Origin of the sequence: Microcella humidisoli (assembly GCF_024362325.1) — a bacterium.
GTDB lineage: Bacteria > Actinomycetota > Actinomycetes > Actinomycetales > Microbacteriaceae > Microcella > Microcella humidisoli.
In genome coordinates this window covers 1,178,277-1,192,978 of the sequence record NZ_CP101497.1, presented here as the reverse complement: position 1 = coordinate 1,192,978, position 14,702 = coordinate 1,178,277, and the positions used below count along the sequence as shown (strand labels likewise).

The window sequence follows — 14,702 nt, the reverse complement described above, 5'->3', positions numbered from 1 at the left end:
TGTCATCATGTGACACAAGAGTAGGATCGGGGGCATGCCCCGCTGGCCCACCGACTCCCGCGAGCGGCTCGTCGACGCCGCGATGAGCCTGTTCGGCGAGCACGGCTACGCCGCGACGACCGTCGACGAGATCGCGGCGCGGGCGGGCGTGACGGCGCGCACCTTCTTCCGGCACTTCCGCGATAAGGAGGAGGTGCTGTTCTCCGACGACGACTCCCTCATGCCGCACCTCATCGCGACGATCGCCGAGCCGACCGGGCCCGTCGCGGCCGAGGCGCTCATGAGCCGCGCGCTCTCGTCGCTCGCCGAGGTCATGCAGCCCGGTCGCCACGAGCTGCGCGCCCGTCAGCGCATCATCGACACCGAGGTCTCGCTCTCCGGCCGCGAGCTCGCCAAGCAGGCGCTATGGCAGCGGGCGGTCACGGCGACGCTCATCGAGCGCGGCTTCGCCGAGGAGCACGCCGAGGTGCTCGCGGCCATCGGCTTCGCGCTGTTCGTGCGCGAGCTGCACGCCTGGCTCGCCGACGACGACGGCCCCGACCTCGTGACGCGGGTGCAGGATGCCCTGCCGCGGGCGCGCTCGGTGCTCGACGTCGTCAGCGCGCGCTGAGGCGCCCGGCGCCCTCCGGCAGCGAGAACGCTCAGCGCGGCGCGACCACAACCTGCCGCTGCGCGCCGAGCCCGTCGATGCCGAGCTCCATCACATCCCCCACCTGCAGGTAGGTCGGCGGCGTCATGCCCAGGCCCACCCCGGGCGGCGTGCCCGTATTGATGAGGTCGCCCGGCTCGAGCACGAGGAACTGGCTGAGGTAGTGCACGATGAACCACGGGTCGAAGATCATCGTCGAGGTCGAGCCGGTCTGCCGCCGCTGCCCGTTGACGTCGAGCCACATACCCAGCTGCATGACGTCGTCGAGCTCGTCGGGGGTCGCGAGCCACGGCCCGGCCGGGTTGAATGTCTCGGCCGACTTGCCCTTCGCCCACTGCCCGCCGCGCTCGATCTGGAACGCCCGCTCGCTCACATCGTTGACGACGACGTAGCCCGCGATGTGCTCGCGCGCCTGTTCGGGGCTGTCGAGGTAGCTCGTGCGCGCCCCGATGACGATGCCGAGCTCGACCTCCCAGTCGAGCTTCGTCGCGCCGCGCGGCATGCGCACCTCGTCGTCCGGCCCGACGAGCGTGTTCGGGCTCTTCGTGAACAGGATCGGCTCGTCGGGCACGGGCATACCCGACTCGGCCGCGTGGTCGCTGTAGTTGAGCCCGATGCAGAGGATCTGGTGCGGGCGGGCGATGGGCGCCCCCACCCGCTCGCCGGCGAAGGGATGCACGGCGCCGGCCGCGATGCGCTCGGCGACGACCTGCTTGAGGCGGAGCATCCCGCCCGAACCAAAGAAGCGCTCGTCGAAGTCGGGCGTGAGGTCGCTCACGTCGACGTAGTGGGAGTCGTCGACGCGCACGACGGGCTTCTCGTTGCCCGCGGGGCCGAGGCGCATGAGCTTCATCGGTGAGGCCCTTCTAGTAGGTGGCGCGGCCGCCGCTGAGGTCGTAGACGGCGCCGGTCGAGAAGCTCAGCCGGTCGGAGGTGAGGAACGCCACGAGCTCGGCGAACTCGTCGGGCCGGCCGACGCGCTTCATGGGGATGAGGTCGGTGATGTACTGCAGCACCGCGGGGTCGGTCTTGGCGTTCATGGGGGTGTCGATCACGGCCGGGGCGATGACGTTGACGAGCACGCCGGTCTGCGCGAGCTCTTTGCCCACCGACTTGGTCAGGGCGATGACCGCGCCCTTCGTCGCCGAGTAGGCAGCGAGGTTCGGGTTGCCGTCCTTGCCGGCCATCGACGCGACGTTGACGATGCGCCCCCAGCCCTTCCCCACCATGCCGGGCGCGAACGCGCGGATCGTCGCGACCGTGCCCATGACGTTGACGTCGACGGTGCGGCGCCACTCCTCGGCCGTCGTCTCGATGAGCGGCTTGTTCGGCCCGACGATGCCGGCGCAGTTGACGAGGATGTCGACGGGCCCGACCGTCGCGGCCACTGCCGCCACGGCCGCATCGTCGCTGATGTCGAGCTGGTGGTCAGCGCCCTCGGCGACGTCGAGCGTAATGACGCGGATGCCGTCGGCGCGCAGGCGCTCGGCCGTCGCGGCACCGAGGCCACTCAGCCCTCCGGTGACGATCGCGGTGCGGGTCATGCGTTAGATCATACCTAAAGCGGGCATCCGTGCGACGACCGCGTCGTAGGCTCGAACAATGCAGTACTGCATCTTCACCGAGCCCCAGCAGGGCGCCACGTACGACACGATCGTCGCCCACGCGCAGCGCGCCGAGGCCCTCGGCTTCCACGCCTGGTTCCGCAGCGACCACTACCTCGTCATGGGCGACGGCGACGGCCTGCCCGGCCCCACCGACGCGTGGACCACCCTCGCCGCCCTCGCCCGCGAGACCAGCACGATCCGCCTCGGCACGCTCGTCAGCTCCGCCACGCACCGCCACCCCGGCATCCTCGCCGTGCAGGTCGCGCAGGTCGACCAGATGTCGGGCGGCCGCGCCGAGTTCGGGCTCGGCACCGGCTGGTACGCGCGCGAGCACGAAGCCTTCGGCATCCCCTTCCCCGACAAGCGGTTCGGGATGCTCGAGGAGCAGCTCGCCATCGTGACGGGCTACTGGGCCACCCCCGACGGCGCCACCTTCTCGTTCGAGGGCGACCACTACCGACTCGTCGACGTGCCCGCCCTGCCGAAGATCGTGCAGGAGCGCATGCCCGTCATCGTCGGCGGCGGCGGACCGCGCAAGACGCCCCAGCTCGCCGCGCGGTACGCGACCGAGTTCAACATCGGCTTCCGCACCCTGGAAGGCTTCGCCGAGGTGCTCGACAACGTGCGCGCGGTGTGTGAAGAAGAGGAGCGCGACCCGGCGACGCTCACCATGTCGGCCGCGTGGCCGACGGTCGTCGGTCGCGACGCCGCCGAGATCGCCCGCCGCTGCGCCGCCGTCGGCATCGACCCCGATTCCGACCACGGCGAGCGCCTCGTCGGCACCCCCGCCGACGTCGTCGACCGGCTCGGCGCCCTGCGCGAGCTCGGCGTCGATCGCGTCTACCTGCAGACGGTGGACATGACCGACCTCGAGCACCTCGACCTCATCGCGGCCGACGTGCTGCCGCACCTGACCTGAGAAGAGCATCCCGCATGGCCACCACCACCGCGTTCGGCGCCGCCGCCGACTGGACCCGCCGCCACGTCGAGGCCGGCCGCCTGCCCGTCGCCGTGCTCGGCATCGTCGACGTGAACGGCGTCGTCGACATCACCGCGTTCGGCACCGACCCTGTGAGCGGTCGCGTCGCCCACGTCGACGACCGCTTCGCCCTCTACTCGGTGACGAAACCGCTCGTCGCCCTCACGGCCATGCGTGCCGTCGAGCGCGGACTGCTCACGACCGAGACCCCGCTGCAGGATGCCCTGCCGGGCTTCGTCAGCCGCGAGGTCACCCTCGCCCACCTCACGAGCCACACCTCCGGCGTTGCCGATCTGACGCTCGAGGGCGGCGGCTCGGCCCGCACCCACGGACACGCCACGACGCTGCGCGAGGCGATCGAGCGGGCTCCGCTTGACTTCGCGCCCGGCACGGCCCGTCGATACACGAACCTGACGTGGTCGGGCGTGACGGCGCTCGTCGAGCACGCCACGGGCCGCCCATTCGAGGACGAGTTCGCCGATCTCGCCGCCGCGGTCGGCGCCGACGGCCTCTCGTTCGACACCGACGACGTGCACCACGTGCACGGCACCGAGCGCTACGAGCACGACCCCGCCGCACTCTTCGCGTTGCGGCACCCGGCCGCAGGCGCCGCCGCCCGGGCGTCCGACCTGCTCGCCCTCGGCCGCTCCCTGCTCGCGGGCGACGACGCCGTCGTGCACCGCGTCACGCTCGAGGCGATGCTGCGGCCGCGCACGAGCGGCCTGGTCGCGCTCGACGCCAACCGCACCCGGCACCCGGAGGACTTCGGCATCGGCTTCAACCTGCCCTACCGTCCGAGCCTGCTCGACCACAGCACGTTCGGCCATGAGGGCTGGTGCCGCTCGCAGTTCTGGGTGTCGCGTCACACCGGCCGGTGTGTCGTGCTGCTCACCAACCGTCTCGACACGGGTGAGCCCGACGTCGGCGTCGACGTCGACGAGCTGCTGAACGCCGCCTTCACCGGCCGATGAGCACGGGTCGATGAACACATCTCGCCCGCACGTCATCGTGCTGCCCGGCGGCGGCTACGCCTTCCGGGCTGCGCACGAGGGCGAGCCCGTCGCCGCGTGGCTGCGCTCACTCGGGCTCGACTCGAGCGTGCTCGCCTACCCCGTGAAGACGCGCCACCCCGGCCCCATCGATGCCCTGCGGATGCGCGTGGCCGAGCTGCGCGCCACCGGCGTCGAGCGGCTTGGTGTGCTGGGCTTCTCGGCCGGCGGCCACCTCGCGGGCCACGCCGCGACCCTCGGCCTCGTCGACCTGGCCGTGCTCTGCTACCCCGTGGTCTCGATGCTCACCCCCACCCACGGCGGATCGCGGCGGCAACTGCTCGGCCGCTGGGCCCCGCCCTGGACGCGTGCGGCGCTCTCGCTCGAGCGCCGCGTGACCGCCGACATGCCTCCGACGTTCATCTGGCACACCGCCGAAGACGAGACGGTGCCGCTCGAGCACCCCTATCGCCTCGCGCGCGCACTCGCCCGGCACGACGTTCCGCACGCTCTGCATGTCTATCCGCGCGGACGCCACGGGCTCGGCCTCGTCGATGCGTCTGAGGAGAACGGCATCGAAGGCGGCGCGCACGCCGGGATCGCCGCGCACTGGACACGCGACTGCGAGGAGTGGCTGCGCGAGCTCGGCTGGGTCGACTGAGTGGTCAGCCGCGCGTGCGGCGAGCATCCGTCGCGCGGACCGCGCCGACCGACGCCCACACGACGCTCACCGCGATGACGCACGCGACCCACAGAACCGTGAGTCCGGCCTCGGCGGTACTGAGTCCCACACCGATGAGGGCGTAGGTCACCGTCGCCGCGTAGACGATCGAGCCGCGCGAGACGATGACGAATCCCACGGCCATGCCCGCGGCCGCCGCGAGCACAAGCAGCTGCCAGGTGATCCCCCAGGCCGTGTCGACCTCCGCACCCGAGCCTTGCGTCACCGTCGCGACCTGGACGAAGAACGCCATGGATGTCCAGCCCGAGTACGTGCCGAGCATCAGGTACAGCAACCCGCGCTCGACGGGGTTCCACTGGGCGATCTCGTCGCGGGCGGCGACGACGCGCTGCCAGGCCATGACGTGCGCCGTGATGATGACGGCGAACACGAGCAGCCCGACCGGGTTCTCCTGCCCGAGACTCGCCGCGGCGAGCCACAGCCCGAAGCACAGGTACACGATGGCCATCGGCAGGGCGAGCTGGTCGCGCACTCCGGACGAGTCGGTGATCGTCGACGGCCGCGCCTGCGCGAGCGACCAGGCGATGCTCGCGACGATGATGAGGCCCCAGATCGCGAACCATGCGCCGGGCGGAACGAGCGGCGAGAACTCGGCCCCCGACTGCAGGTCGGTCGGCGAGAGCCAGTCGAACACGAGCGACGACACCGGTTGGCCGATCGCGAGCACGACGACGAGCGCACGCAGCGCGCGCCGGCGACCACGGGCGGGGTCGGGTGAGGTGGCAGTGGTGTCGACGTCGGCTGCGTTGCTCACCTGAATCTCCTCTCGCGCGGTGATGTGGTGCGCCACCACGCTACTCGCCCAGTTGGGCGCGCACAGTGGGCGCGACCTCCGACCCGAAGCGCTCGATGGCGCGCGGGTCGTCGCCGGCCAGCACGAAGGTCGACACCCCGTAGGTGCGGGCCAGGTGCACGAGGCGCTCGGGGTGGGCATCCGCCGGGCCGACGTTCAGCACGCGGCAGATCGCGGAGGGGTCGCGGCCCGCCGCCCGCGCGGCCTCGTCGATGATCGCCCCGCTCGAGGAAAGCTCGTGCTCCCCCGCGAGCATGCCGAGCGATGCCCACCAGCCGTCGGCCTGCCGCCCGATGAGCCGCAGCATGCGGGGCTTGAGCGCGCCCACCCAGATCGGGATGTCGTGCGCGGGTGCCGGACCGCGCTTCGCCCCCGTGATCGGGTAGTGCGGGCCGTCGAGAACAACGCCGCCGGGTTCGGTGCTCCACAGTGCGCGCATCACGGTGATGGCCTCGCTCAGGGCGTCGACGCCCTCGCCGGGCGTGCGGCGCGGGCCGCCCATCGCGGCGATGCCGTCCCAGAAGAACCCGGCGCCGAGCCCCATCGTCACGCGGCCACCGGTCAGCAGGTCAAGGCTCGCGGCGCTGCGCGCGAGCATCGCCGGGTGCCGCAGCGGCAGGTTGAGCACGTTGCCCGAGAGCGTCACGCGCTCGGTACGGCCGGCGATCACGCTCAGCAGCGTCCAGGCGTCGAGGAATGCCGGCTGATAGGGGTGGTCCTGCACCGTCACGAGGTCGATGCCCGCGCGCTCCGCTGTCACGGCGAGGTCGACCACGCGCGCGGGGTCGGCGGCGGTCGGGGTGAGGAAGACGCCGAACTGCACGGTCATGAGGGCCTCCGTCTCGCGGTGCGGGATGCTGTGGTCAAGCGCCCGCGACCAAACGGTATTCCCCGCCAGGCGGGCCGCCCACCCCGCTCAGGCCGAGCGCGCGGGAATCTCGTCGAGGGCGGTGTAGACGGGGATGCCGCGCTCGCGGGCAATGCGCACATCCTCATCGGCCCCCGCCGACGCGCCCGGCAGCCGCAGCACGGCATCGCAGTGGCGCAGCAGGCGTTCGGCAGTCGGATACAACACCTCGCTCGCGAGCGGCGAGAACACGTCGGCGCCCGCGCTCTCGAGCACGGGCAGCGCGACCCATTCGCCGATCATCGGCACGTGTCCTTTCGCAAAGATCGGCCAGGCGGCCGACTCGAGGTGGCGCAGGTTGGCCGCCATGAGCGCGGGGTCGTCCCCCGTGCCCGAGCGGTAGGGGCCAGCGATGAGGATGAGCAGGGGTTTGTCGGTCGTCGTCGTCATGAACACGATGTAACATGATGAAACGCGATTAAACAAGATGATGAGGAAACGAGGACCGATGCTCGCCGCCGAACGCCGCGACTACCTGCTCGAGCGGCTGCAACGCGACGGCACGATCGTGGCCAAGCAGATTGCGGCCGAACTCGGGCTCGCCGACGACAGCATTCGCAAAGACCTGCGCGAACTCGCGGCCGAAGGGCTATTGCAGCGCGTCTACGGTGGAGCCCTCCCCGTCTCCCCCGCGCTCGCCGACTACGCCACGCGGCAGTCGATCGCCCCGGAGAGCAAGCAACGCGTCGCGCGCGCGGCCGCGGCGCTCATTCGCGAGGGGTCGACCGTACTCATCGACGGCGGGTCGACCGCTCTCGCGCTCGCGCACGTGCTCCCGCCGAGCCTGCGCGCGACGACGGTGACGCACAGCCCGACGGTCGCTGCGGCGTTGGCGCAGCATCCCTCGGTCGATGTCATCATGCTCGGCGGCCGCATCTTCAAGCACTCGGTCGTCGCGAGTGGCGCTGCCCTCGTCGAGGCCGCCTCGCGCGTGCGGGCTGACCAGTTCTTTGTCGGCGTCACGGGCGTGCACGACGAGGCCGGTCTCACGACGGGCGACCTCGACGAAGCAGCGGTCAAGCGCGCTCTCGCCGATCGCGCAGCCGATGTCTACGTGCTCGCGAGCCGCGAGAAAGTCGGCGCGGCTTCGGCGTTCGACGTGCTGTCGTTCGACCAGATCGCCGGCGTCATCACCGACGCCGAGCCCGAGCACCCCGTGCTGCAGCGCCTCGCGCGCCGCGGGGTCGCGATCATTCCGGCCTGAGCGCGAGCATCCGGTCTCAGCGGTCGGGCGTGATCGGGTCGGTGCTCGCCTCGGCCTTCTCGGCCAGCGCCTCGATCGACCGGATGCCCTCCGGGCGCCCGGCGCGCACCCACAGCATCCACAGCGCACCGGCGATGAGCGCGGCGGCCACGAGGCTCACGAGCGGCCAGCCGCGCGCGAGGTTGACCACGAGAGTGAAGGCGACGACGGACGAGCCGAACACGTTGAGGGCGAAGCGCTTGCGCTGACGGGCGACGAAGGTGAACCGGGTCATCGCCAGCAGGCCGGAGAGGAAGCTCAAGAACACGGCGACCGCGTAGAAGAGCACGAGGCGCTGGTCGTCGGCTCCGGCGGCAGCGACGACGACCATCGAGAGCACGGCGAAGAGCACGAGGCCCCAGTAGGGCGTGTGGCGGCTGTTCACGCGGCCGAAGGCGGCGGGCAGGATGCCGACCGCGTGCGCTCGGCCGGGGTGCACGGCGAGCGCCTTGAGCAGCCCGGGGCCGGCCTGGAACGACGAGCTCGCGGCCGCGAGCAGCAGCAGAGCGGTCATGAGCTGGAACAGGGCGAAGAGCGGTGCCGGGGCGACGTAGCGGGCGAAATCGGCGATGAGGGTCGAGCCCGCTTCCGGCAGGCCGATGTCGAGCCGCGCCGCCTGCGTGGCCAGGCCGAGCGTGATCACGCCGACGATGCCGAGCGTGAGCCACAGCGTGAGCTGCCCGAAACGGCGACGACCGGCGTCGTCGAGCTCGCCCAGCTGCGCGATCGCGGTCGATGGGGCCTCGACTCCGGTGGCGAGCGCCATCGCCACCGGGAACGCGAAGACGACCGCGATGAGGCCCGCGAGGGCGCCCGGATCCGCCTCGGCAGCGGCCGCCGACACGGCGAGCGCCGCGCCCTCGAGCGGCTGCGCGAACGCGCTGAAGACGAGCACCGCGGCGGCGACGAGCACGAAGACGATCGTCATGAGGGCGAAGACGATGCGGCCCAAGTGACCGAACCAACACAGCCCGCCGACGACGGCCACGAGCACGAGCGCTATGAGCAGGCGCCAGGGCTCGAGCTGCGGAAAGTAGGCGATCACGGCCGACGCCGCCGCTGAGACGCTGATCGCGATCGTCAGCACGAAGTCGACGACGAGCGAGCCGACCGGCACGAACGACCAGCCGTCGCCGAAGGCCTCGCCGACGGCGGCCGAGGCACCCCCACCCTCGGGGTAGCGCGCGATGAGCGCGCGATAGTTGACGATCACGAGCGCGATGATCGCCACGACCAGCCCCATCGTCGCGACGAGCAGATCGAGCCGACCGCCGAGCGCGTGCAAAGCGGCCTCGACCGCGTAGGCCACGGATGACACGGGGTCGGCCATGACGGCGAAGGCGAAGGCGAGGAACAGCACGGCGCGCGAGCGCAGGATGAGCACGCGGCGACACTACTCCTGCGGAGGTCTAGCGGCGCACGTGCTCGGCGAGCCAGCGAAGCGCGTCGTCGGCGCCGTGCCGCTCAGCCGCGAGCGACGAGATGTGGCTCTCGCCCTCGACCAGCCAGAGTTCTGCGGCGGCGATGTGCCCGGCGAGCCACGCCGAGTGACCCGGCGGCACCACGTGGTCGTCGGCACCGTGCGCGAGCAGCACGGGCGCCACGATCGCGTCGAGGTCGACGCCCCACGGCGTGACGTAGGCGATGTCGTCGTCGATGAGCGCCTCGATGCCCGAGGCCACCCCGGCCGCGGCGACCTCGCCGAGCCAACCCCACGGGCCGCGGAGCGCGGCCCAATCGTCGTCCGTGAAGTCGATCGGCGCATCGGGGTGCTCCTGCTCGTGCAGGCGCTTGCCCTCGAGGCCATTCTGCGCCGCCCGCAGCGCGGCGGTGCTCGTCGGACCCATGCCGGCGAACCAGTCGAGGCCGTCGGCGTCGTGCGGCGCGAGCCCGCCGAGACTCACCGCCGCGATGATCCGCGCGGGCTGCAGCGCTGCGCAGGCGATCGCGTGCGGCCCGCCGCCCGAGTGCCCGACGACGGCGAATCGATCGAGGTGCAGGATGTCGGCCAGCGCTGCGGCGTCGGCGGCCGTGTCGGCGACCGAGCGCCCCGGGTTCGCGGTCGAGCCTCCGTAGCCCGGCCGGTCGAACGAGACCCACCGCAGACCGAGCTCCGCGGCCAGCATGAGCAGCGGCCGAGGAGGCGTGCCGACGTTCGGCGTGCCGTGGTGCCACATGACGGGCGCGCCATCGCCGCCCGCGTCGTAGCCGTGCAGCGTGCGCCCGTCGGGCAGCGTGATGTCGAACTCGAGCACATCGCTCGATGCTGCTGCGGTCATGGCACGGGTCCTAACAGGTCGGCGGCCACGGTCGCGTGCACGGCCTCGGTATCGCTCGGGTGGTAGATGCCGGCGAGCACGTCGCGCTGCAGCCGGCTCAGCTCGGCCGACCAGCGGTAGGCGCCGCCGCCCGCGATGCGCATCGACTGGTCGACCACGTGCCGAGCGGTCTCGACGCTGCGGTGCTTGAGCCCCGCCAAGTCGCGGAACCACCGCACGCCGCGGTCGACACCCTGGTCGCGATCGCGCGAGACCGCCTGCAGTTGCGGGGCGAGCGCGTCGAGGGCGAGCGCGGCATCCGCGATGCGCCAGCGGATGTCGGGGTCGTGCGCCTGGGGCGCTCCGCCGGCGCGCAGGCTCGTGCGGCGTCGCGCACTGTCGACGGCGAGCTCGAGCGCGCGGTCGGCGATGCCGGCATAGACGCTCGCGATGAGGGTGTGGAAGTTGGCGGCGATCGCGAGCGTGTACACGTCGCCGCTCGGTCCGACGGGCAGGATGCGCGCCACACGCTCGTCGGTCACGACCGCGCCGTCGAGCCGCGTCGTGTGGCTCTGCGTCGCGCGCATGCCGAGGGTGTTCCAGTCGGGCGTGATCGTGACGCCCGCAGCCTCGCCGCCAGACTCGCGCGTCAGGAAGCCGTGCACGATGCTCGGCTCGCCACCGTCGGCCGGATCATGACGCCCGAGCACGCCGAGTCGCGTCCACGCGGGCGAGAGGGTCGTGAAGATCTTCGTGCCCGTGAAGGCCCAGCCGCCCACGGTGCGATCGACGCGCGTGAGCGAGTCGCTCATCACCCGGTCGTTGCCCGCCTCGCTGATGGCGAAGGCGAAGAGCTCGCCGCGCTCGGCGTCGTCGAGCACCCAGGCGAGGCTCTCGTCGCCGGCGGCCGCGAGATCGCGCGCCACGCCCATCCACACCAGGTGCATCGTGAGGCCGAGCGCGGTCGCGGGCGCGTGGGCGGCGAGCAGTCGCTGATCAGCGGATGCGGCGCTCAGGCCGCGGGGCGCCAGATAGCCCGCGGCGCGCAGCTCGTCGAGATCCTCGGCGAAGAACGCGTTGCGCTCGTCGTAGCCCGGAGCGCGCTCGCGAATGCGCTGCAGCAGGTCGGGGGTCAGCGCACTCGGGTCGGGCATGCCCCCCACGCTACCCGCGCCTCCCCAGCGTCACCCCGGGCGAGTAGCATCCGCGCATGGCATTCATCGAAGCCTCCGGGCTCGTCAAGACCTACACGCCGAAGGGCGCGCCCGTCGTGCGCGCCCTCGACGGCCTCGACCTAGAGGTGCCGCAGGGCACCGTCACCGCGCTGCTCGGGCCGAACGGCGCCGGCAAGACCACGACCGTCAAGGTGCTCACGACGCTCATCTCGCCCGACGAGGGCTCGGCCACGATCGACGGCGTCGACGTGCTCGCCGACCCCCAGGCCGTGCGACGCATGATCGGGGCGAGCGGGCAGTACGCCGCCGTCGACGAGAACCTCACGGGTCTCGAGAACCTCATGATGGTCGGCCGGCTCTACCACCTCGGCGCGAAGGTCGCGCGGCAGCGCGCGACCGAGCTCATCGAGCTCTTCGACCTCGTCGAGTCGCAGAACCGCCCGGTCAAGGGCTACTCGGGCGGCATGCGCCGGCGCATCGACCTCGCGGGCGCGCTCGTCATCAAGCCGCCCGTGCTCTTCCTCGACGAGCCGACGACGGGCCTCGATCCGCGCAGCCGCATCGGCCTGTGGGACGTCATCGAGCGCCTCGTCTCCGACGGCACCACCGTGCTGCTGACAACGCAGTACCTCGAAGAGGCCGACCGCCTGGCCGACTCGATCTCGGTCATCGACAACGGCCGGGTCATCGCTCGCGGAACCGCCGACGAACTCAAGGCCTCGGTCGGCGGGCAGCGGGTCGCCCTCACCGTCGTCGACGAATCCGATGGGGATGCTGTGCGCAGCCTCCTCGCGAGCCACGGCACCGGCGAGCCCGTCGTCACGGGTGGGCGCACCTGGGTCGTGCCGGTGACCGACGGTCCCGCCGCCCTCGCGGCCATCATGGCCGCGGCATCGGCGGCCGGCATCGCGCTGCACGATGCCGGAATGCGGCGTCCGACCCTCGATGATGTGTTCCTGCAACTGACCGGCCACGTGGCCGACGAGACCACGGAGAGTGCGGCATGAGCGCGACGACGACCACGAGCGCAGCATCCCGAACCCTGCAGCCGGTGCCCGGCAGCGCGGTCTCGCGGTTCCTCAGCGACGGGCGGGTGACCACGTGGCGCAACCTCATGAAGATCATCCGGGTGCCCGAGATCCTGCTGTTCAGCCTCATTCAGCCGATCATGTTCGTGCTGCTCTTCACGTACGTGTTCGGGGCCGCGATCGAGATTCCCGGCGACGGCTACGAGTCGTTCCTCATGGCCGGCATCTTCGCGCAGACGGTCGTGTTCGGGTCGACCTACTCGGGTGCCGCGATGGCGCAAGACCTGAAAGACGGCATCATCGACCGGTTCCGCACGCTGCCGATGAGCGGGGCGGCCGTGCTCGTCGGGCGCACGAACGGCGACCTCGTCATCAACTCGCTCTCGATGATCGTGATGATGCTCACGGGGCTCGCCGTCGGCTGGCGGGTCAACTCGTCATCGCTCGAGTTCCTCGCCGGCGTGGGCCTGCTGCTGCTGTTCGCCTACGCGTTCTCATGGGTCATGGCGTTCTTGGGCATGTCGGTGAAGAGTCCCGAGATCATCAACAACGCCTCGTTCCTCATCCTCTTCCCGCTCACCTTCATCTCGAACGCGTTCGTGCCGAGCGAGCGCCTGCCCGACCCGCTGCGCATCTTCGCCGAGTGGAACCCGGTCTCGGCGCTCGTGCAAGCGGCGCGAGAGCTCTTCGGCAACGTGCCGCCCGGCACGCCCGTGGGCGACGCCTGGCCGGCGCAGAACCCCATCGCCACGGTGCTCATCGGCGTCGCGGTGCTGCTGCTCGTGTTCGTGCCCCTGTCGATCCGGAAGTTCGCGACGCTCTCGCGGTAACCCTTAGGACAGGGCCTCGCTGAGGGCACGGATGCCGCGCTCGACCTCAGTGAAGCTCGTGCTGAGCGGCGAGAGGCCGATGCGCACGCCGCTCGGGTGACGGAAGTCGGGGATGACGCCCTGCGCCCAGAGCCGCTGGACCGCGACGGCGGAGTTCGGATGGTCGATGGTCAGGTGGCTACCGCGCCGAGCCGCGTCGCGCGGCGTGCTCACGGTCGCCGTCGGGATGAGCGCGTCGACGAGCTCGATCGCGTAGCTCGTCAGCGCGATCGACTTCTCACGGATCGCCGCGATGCCGGCGGCCTCGATGAGGCTCACCATCTCGCCGAGCGCCACCATCGTGAGAATGGGCGGCGTGCCGCTGACGAGCGAGCCGATGCCGGGCGCGGGCGTGTAGCCCTCGGTCATCGAGAACGGCGCGGCCGCCCCGAGCCAGCCGGGGATCGGGTTGCGCAGCGTGTCATGGTGCCGCGCGGCGACGTACGCCCACGCCGGGGCGCCCGGGCCGCCGTTGAGGTACTTGTACGAGCAGCCCACGGCGTAGTCCACGCCCCAGGCGTCGAAGTCGAGCGGCACCGACCCGACGGCGTGCGAGCAGTCCCAGATGACGAGGGCGCCCGCGGCCTGCACCACGCGCGTCACCTCGGGCATGTCGGCCCACCACGCGCTGCGGTAGGCGACCCCGCTGAACAGCGCGGCGATGGTGCGCGGGCCCACGGCCGCGGCGGCGAGCTCGGGGGTGATGCCGGCGTCGAGCGGAGCATCCACCCACCGCACCGTCAACCCGTGATCGTCGGCGAGGCGCTCGATGATGAACCGGTCGGTGGGGAACTCGTCGCGCAGGATGACGAGCTCGTCGCGGGCCGTGCCTGTTCCCAGCGCCTCGACCGTCTGCTGTGCGGCGATCGCGGCCCGCAGCAGCTTGAAGATGAGCACGCTCGTCGAGTCGGCGACGATCGTCTGACCGGATGCTGCGCCGAGGCACGCAGCCCCGATGCGGTCGCCCAGCTCGGCCGGGCGGGTGAGCCACAGCTCATCCCAGCCGCGGATGAGTCGCCCGGCCCACTGCGTGCGCACGAAGTCGTCGAGGGCGGCGGGAACGCTCGCCACGGGGCGCCCGAGCGAGTTGCCGTCGAGGTAGGCCACGAGGTCGTCGCCCGGCACGAAGTGCGCCGTGTACGCGGCGAGCGGGTCGGAGGCGTCGAGCACCGCGGCGCGGGCACGCAGCTCGGCGGGGTTGGCGGGCTTCGGGGCGTCGGCGTCGCTCATGCCGCGAGCCTAGCCGCGGGCGCGGGTCGGATGCCGGGCGGGGCTAGACGGCCGCGAACGCGAGGCCGGGCCGCTGCACGGCGAGGCGCACGTCGTCGCCCACCTCGGGCAGCTCGACAATTGCCGAAGTGACGCTGCGCATCGCGGTCAAGCTCCGAGTGAGTAGGAAACCGCCGACGCAGTGCAAGTGATGATCGACCTACTCGGAGCCCACGGGTTCTACCTACGCACGG

16 protein-coding genes are annotated in these 14,702 nt (G+C 71.6%); 7 read left to right on the top strand and 9 right to left on the bottom strand.

The features are described from left to right. The first annotated feature begins 34 nt into the window (after positions 1–34). Positions 35–610, top strand: coding sequence for a TetR/AcrR family transcriptional regulator (locus NNL39_RS05745; protein WP_255160734.1), 576 nt, complete (start codon positions 35–37; stop codon positions 608–610). A gap of 31 nt (positions 611–641) precedes the next feature. Here NNL39_RS05745 and NNL39_RS05740 read toward each other — a convergent pair whose 3' ends face one another. Together NNL39_RS05740 and NNL39_RS05735 are read right to left on the bottom strand one after the other, a co-directional pair. Beyond that, on the bottom strand, positions 642–1,502 hold the full coding sequence (locus NNL39_RS05740) for a fumarylacetoacetate hydrolase family protein (protein WP_255160733.1): 861 nt from the start codon (positions 1,500–1,502) through the stop codon (positions 642–644). A 13-nt stretch (positions 1,503–1,515) separates the two neighbouring features. Beyond that, positions 1,516–2,193, bottom strand: coding sequence for an SDR family NAD(P)-dependent oxidoreductase (locus tag NNL39_RS05735; protein WP_255160732.1), 678 nt, complete (start codon positions 2,191–2,193; stop codon positions 1,516–1,518). 58 nt (positions 2,194–2,251) lie between these two features. Here NNL39_RS05735 and NNL39_RS05730 point away from each other — a divergent pair, with 58 nt between their 5' ends. From NNL39_RS05730 to NNL39_RS05720, 3 genes are read left to right on the top strand one after another with little or no spacing between them, the layout of a single operon-like run. Then, a complete protein-coding gene (locus NNL39_RS05730) occupies positions 2,252–3,175 on the top strand; it encodes an LLM class F420-dependent oxidoreductase (protein WP_255160731.1) in 924 nt (307 codons plus the stop codon). 14 nt (positions 3,176–3,189) lie between these two features. Next, entirely contained in the window at positions 3,190–4,206 is a 1,017-nt protein-coding gene (locus NNL39_RS05725; RefSeq protein ID WP_255160730.1) for a serine hydrolase domain-containing protein, read from the top strand. Positions 4,207–4,216: 10 nt separating this feature from the next. Further along, entirely contained in the window at positions 4,217–4,885 is a 669-nt protein-coding gene (locus tag NNL39_RS05720; RefSeq protein WP_255160729.1) for an alpha/beta hydrolase, read from the top strand. Between the two features lie 4 nt (positions 4,886–4,889). On the opposite strand, the gene NNL39_RS05715 is transcribed toward NNL39_RS05720, so the two are convergent. The 3 genes from NNL39_RS05715 to NNL39_RS05705 all read right to left on the bottom strand — a co-directional run bounded on the left by NNL39_RS05715 (position 4,890) and on the right by NNL39_RS05705 (position 7,056). Continuing rightward, positions 4,890–5,720, bottom strand: coding sequence for a hypothetical protein (locus tag NNL39_RS05715; RefSeq protein WP_255160728.1), 831 nt, complete (start codon positions 5,718–5,720; stop codon positions 4,890–4,892). 40 nt (positions 5,721–5,760) lie between these two features. Beyond that, positions 5,761–6,588 carry an LLM class flavin-dependent oxidoreductase gene (locus tag NNL39_RS05710; protein ID WP_255160727.1) on the bottom strand — a complete coding sequence of 276 codons (828 nt, stop codon included), beginning with the start codon at positions 6,586–6,588 and terminating at the stop codon, positions 5,761–5,763. A gap of 87 nt (positions 6,589–6,675) precedes the next feature. Next, entirely contained in the window at positions 6,676–7,056 is a 381-nt protein-coding gene (locus tag NNL39_RS05705) for a DUF4406 domain-containing protein (protein WP_255160726.1), read from the bottom strand. A 58-nt stretch (positions 7,057–7,114) separates the two neighbouring features. Here NNL39_RS05705 and NNL39_RS05700 point away from each other — a divergent pair, with 58 nt between their 5' ends. Beyond that, complete coding sequence (locus NNL39_RS05700; protein WP_255160725.1) at positions 7,115–7,870, top strand: DeoR/GlpR family DNA-binding transcription regulator; 756 nt, start codon at positions 7,115–7,117, stop codon at positions 7,868–7,870. 16 nt (positions 7,871–7,886) lie between these two features. Here NNL39_RS05700 and NNL39_RS05695 read toward each other — a convergent pair whose 3' ends face one another. From NNL39_RS05695 to NNL39_RS05685, 3 genes are read right to left on the bottom strand one after another with little or no spacing between them, the layout of a single operon-like run. Next, positions 7,887–9,293 (bottom strand): amino acid permease, encoded by a 1,407-nt coding sequence (locus tag NNL39_RS05695; protein ID WP_255160724.1) that lies wholly within the window; start codon positions 9,291–9,293, stop codon positions 7,887–7,889. A gap of 25 nt (positions 9,294–9,318) precedes the next feature. Beyond that, positions 9,319–10,188 carry an alpha/beta fold hydrolase gene (locus tag NNL39_RS05690; protein WP_255160723.1) on the bottom strand — a complete coding sequence of 290 codons (870 nt, stop codon included), beginning with the start codon at positions 10,186–10,188 and terminating at the stop codon, positions 9,319–9,321. Beyond that, the gene (locus NNL39_RS05685) at positions 10,185–11,321 is read right to left on the bottom strand and encodes an acyl-CoA dehydrogenase family protein (RefSeq protein ID WP_255160722.1); all 1,137 of its coding nucleotides are present in this window, start codon (positions 11,319–11,321) and stop codon (positions 10,185–10,187) included. Before NNL39_RS05685 ends, NNL39_RS05690 begins: the two co-directional genes overlap by 4 nt. Before the next feature lie 56 nt (positions 11,322–11,377). Between NNL39_RS05685 and NNL39_RS05680 the strand changes: the two genes are divergently transcribed. Both NNL39_RS05680 and NNL39_RS05675 read left to right on the top strand, forming a co-directional pair. Then, the gene (locus tag NNL39_RS05680) at positions 11,378–12,349 is read left to right on the top strand and encodes an ATP-binding cassette domain-containing protein (RefSeq protein WP_255160721.1); all 972 of its coding nucleotides are present in this window, start codon (positions 11,378–11,380) and stop codon (positions 12,347–12,349) included. Beyond that, positions 12,346–13,200, top strand: coding sequence for an ABC transporter permease (locus tag NNL39_RS05675; protein WP_255160720.1), 855 nt, complete (start codon positions 12,346–12,348; stop codon positions 13,198–13,200). The genes NNL39_RS05680 and NNL39_RS05675 overlap by 4 nt, the downstream gene beginning before the upstream one ends. A 3-nt stretch (positions 13,201–13,203) precedes the next feature. Here the strand turns inward: NNL39_RS05675 and NNL39_RS05670 are convergent, their stop codons facing one another. Beyond that, entirely contained in the window at positions 13,204–14,469 is a 1,266-nt protein-coding gene (locus tag NNL39_RS05670; protein WP_255160719.1) for a kynureninase, read from the bottom strand. Positions 14,470–14,702: the final 233 nt, after the last annotated feature.

Excerpts from the sequence above, each read along its gene's own strand:
- NNL39_RS05745 (WP_255160734.1), top strand. The coding sequence starts at position 35 with ATGCCCCGCTGGCCCACCGACTCCCGCGAGCGGCTCGTCGACGCCGCG.
- NNL39_RS05740 (WP_255160733.1), bottom strand. The coding sequence starts at position 1,502 with ATGAAGCTCATGCGCCTCGGCCCCGCGGGCAACGAGAAGCCCGTCGTG.
- NNL39_RS05735 (WP_255160732.1), bottom strand. The coding sequence starts at position 2,193 with ATGACCCGCACCGCGATCGTCACCGGAGGGCTGAGTGGCCTCGGTGCC.
- NNL39_RS05730 (WP_255160731.1), top strand. The coding sequence starts at position 2,252 with ATGCAGTACTGCATCTTCACCGAGCCCCAGCAGGGCGCCACGTACGAC.
- NNL39_RS05725 (WP_255160730.1), top strand. The coding sequence starts at position 3,190 with ATGGCCACCACCACCGCGTTCGGCGCCGCCGCCGACTGGACCCGCCGC.
- NNL39_RS05720 (WP_255160729.1), top strand. The coding sequence starts at position 4,217 with ATGAACACATCTCGCCCGCACGTCATCGTGCTGCCCGGCGGCGGCTAC.
- NNL39_RS05710 (WP_255160727.1), bottom strand. The coding sequence starts at position 6,588 with ATGACCGTGCAGTTCGGCGTCTTCCTCACCCCGACCGCCGCCGACCCC.
- NNL39_RS05705 (WP_255160726.1), bottom strand. The coding sequence starts at position 7,056 with ATGACGACGACGACCGACAAACCCCTGCTCATCCTCATCGCTGGCCCC.
- NNL39_RS05700 (WP_255160725.1), top strand. The coding sequence starts at position 7,115 with ATGCTCGCCGCCGAACGCCGCGACTACCTGCTCGAGCGGCTGCAACGC.
- NNL39_RS05690 (WP_255160723.1), bottom strand. The coding sequence starts at position 10,188 with ATGACCGCAGCAGCATCGAGCGATGTGCTCGAGTTCGACATCACGCTG.
- NNL39_RS05685 (WP_255160722.1), bottom strand. The coding sequence starts at position 11,321 with ATGCCCGACCCGAGTGCGCTGACCCCCGACCTGCTGCAGCGCATTCGC.
- NNL39_RS05680 (WP_255160721.1), top strand. The coding sequence starts at position 11,378 with ATGGCATTCATCGAAGCCTCCGGGCTCGTCAAGACCTACACGCCGAAG.
- NNL39_RS05675 (WP_255160720.1), top strand. The coding sequence starts at position 12,346 with ATGAGCGCGACGACGACCACGAGCGCAGCATCCCGAACCCTGCAGCCG.
- NNL39_RS05670 (WP_255160719.1), bottom strand. The coding sequence starts at position 14,469 with ATGAGCGACGCCGACGCCCCGAAGCCCGCCAACCCCGCCGAGCTGCGT.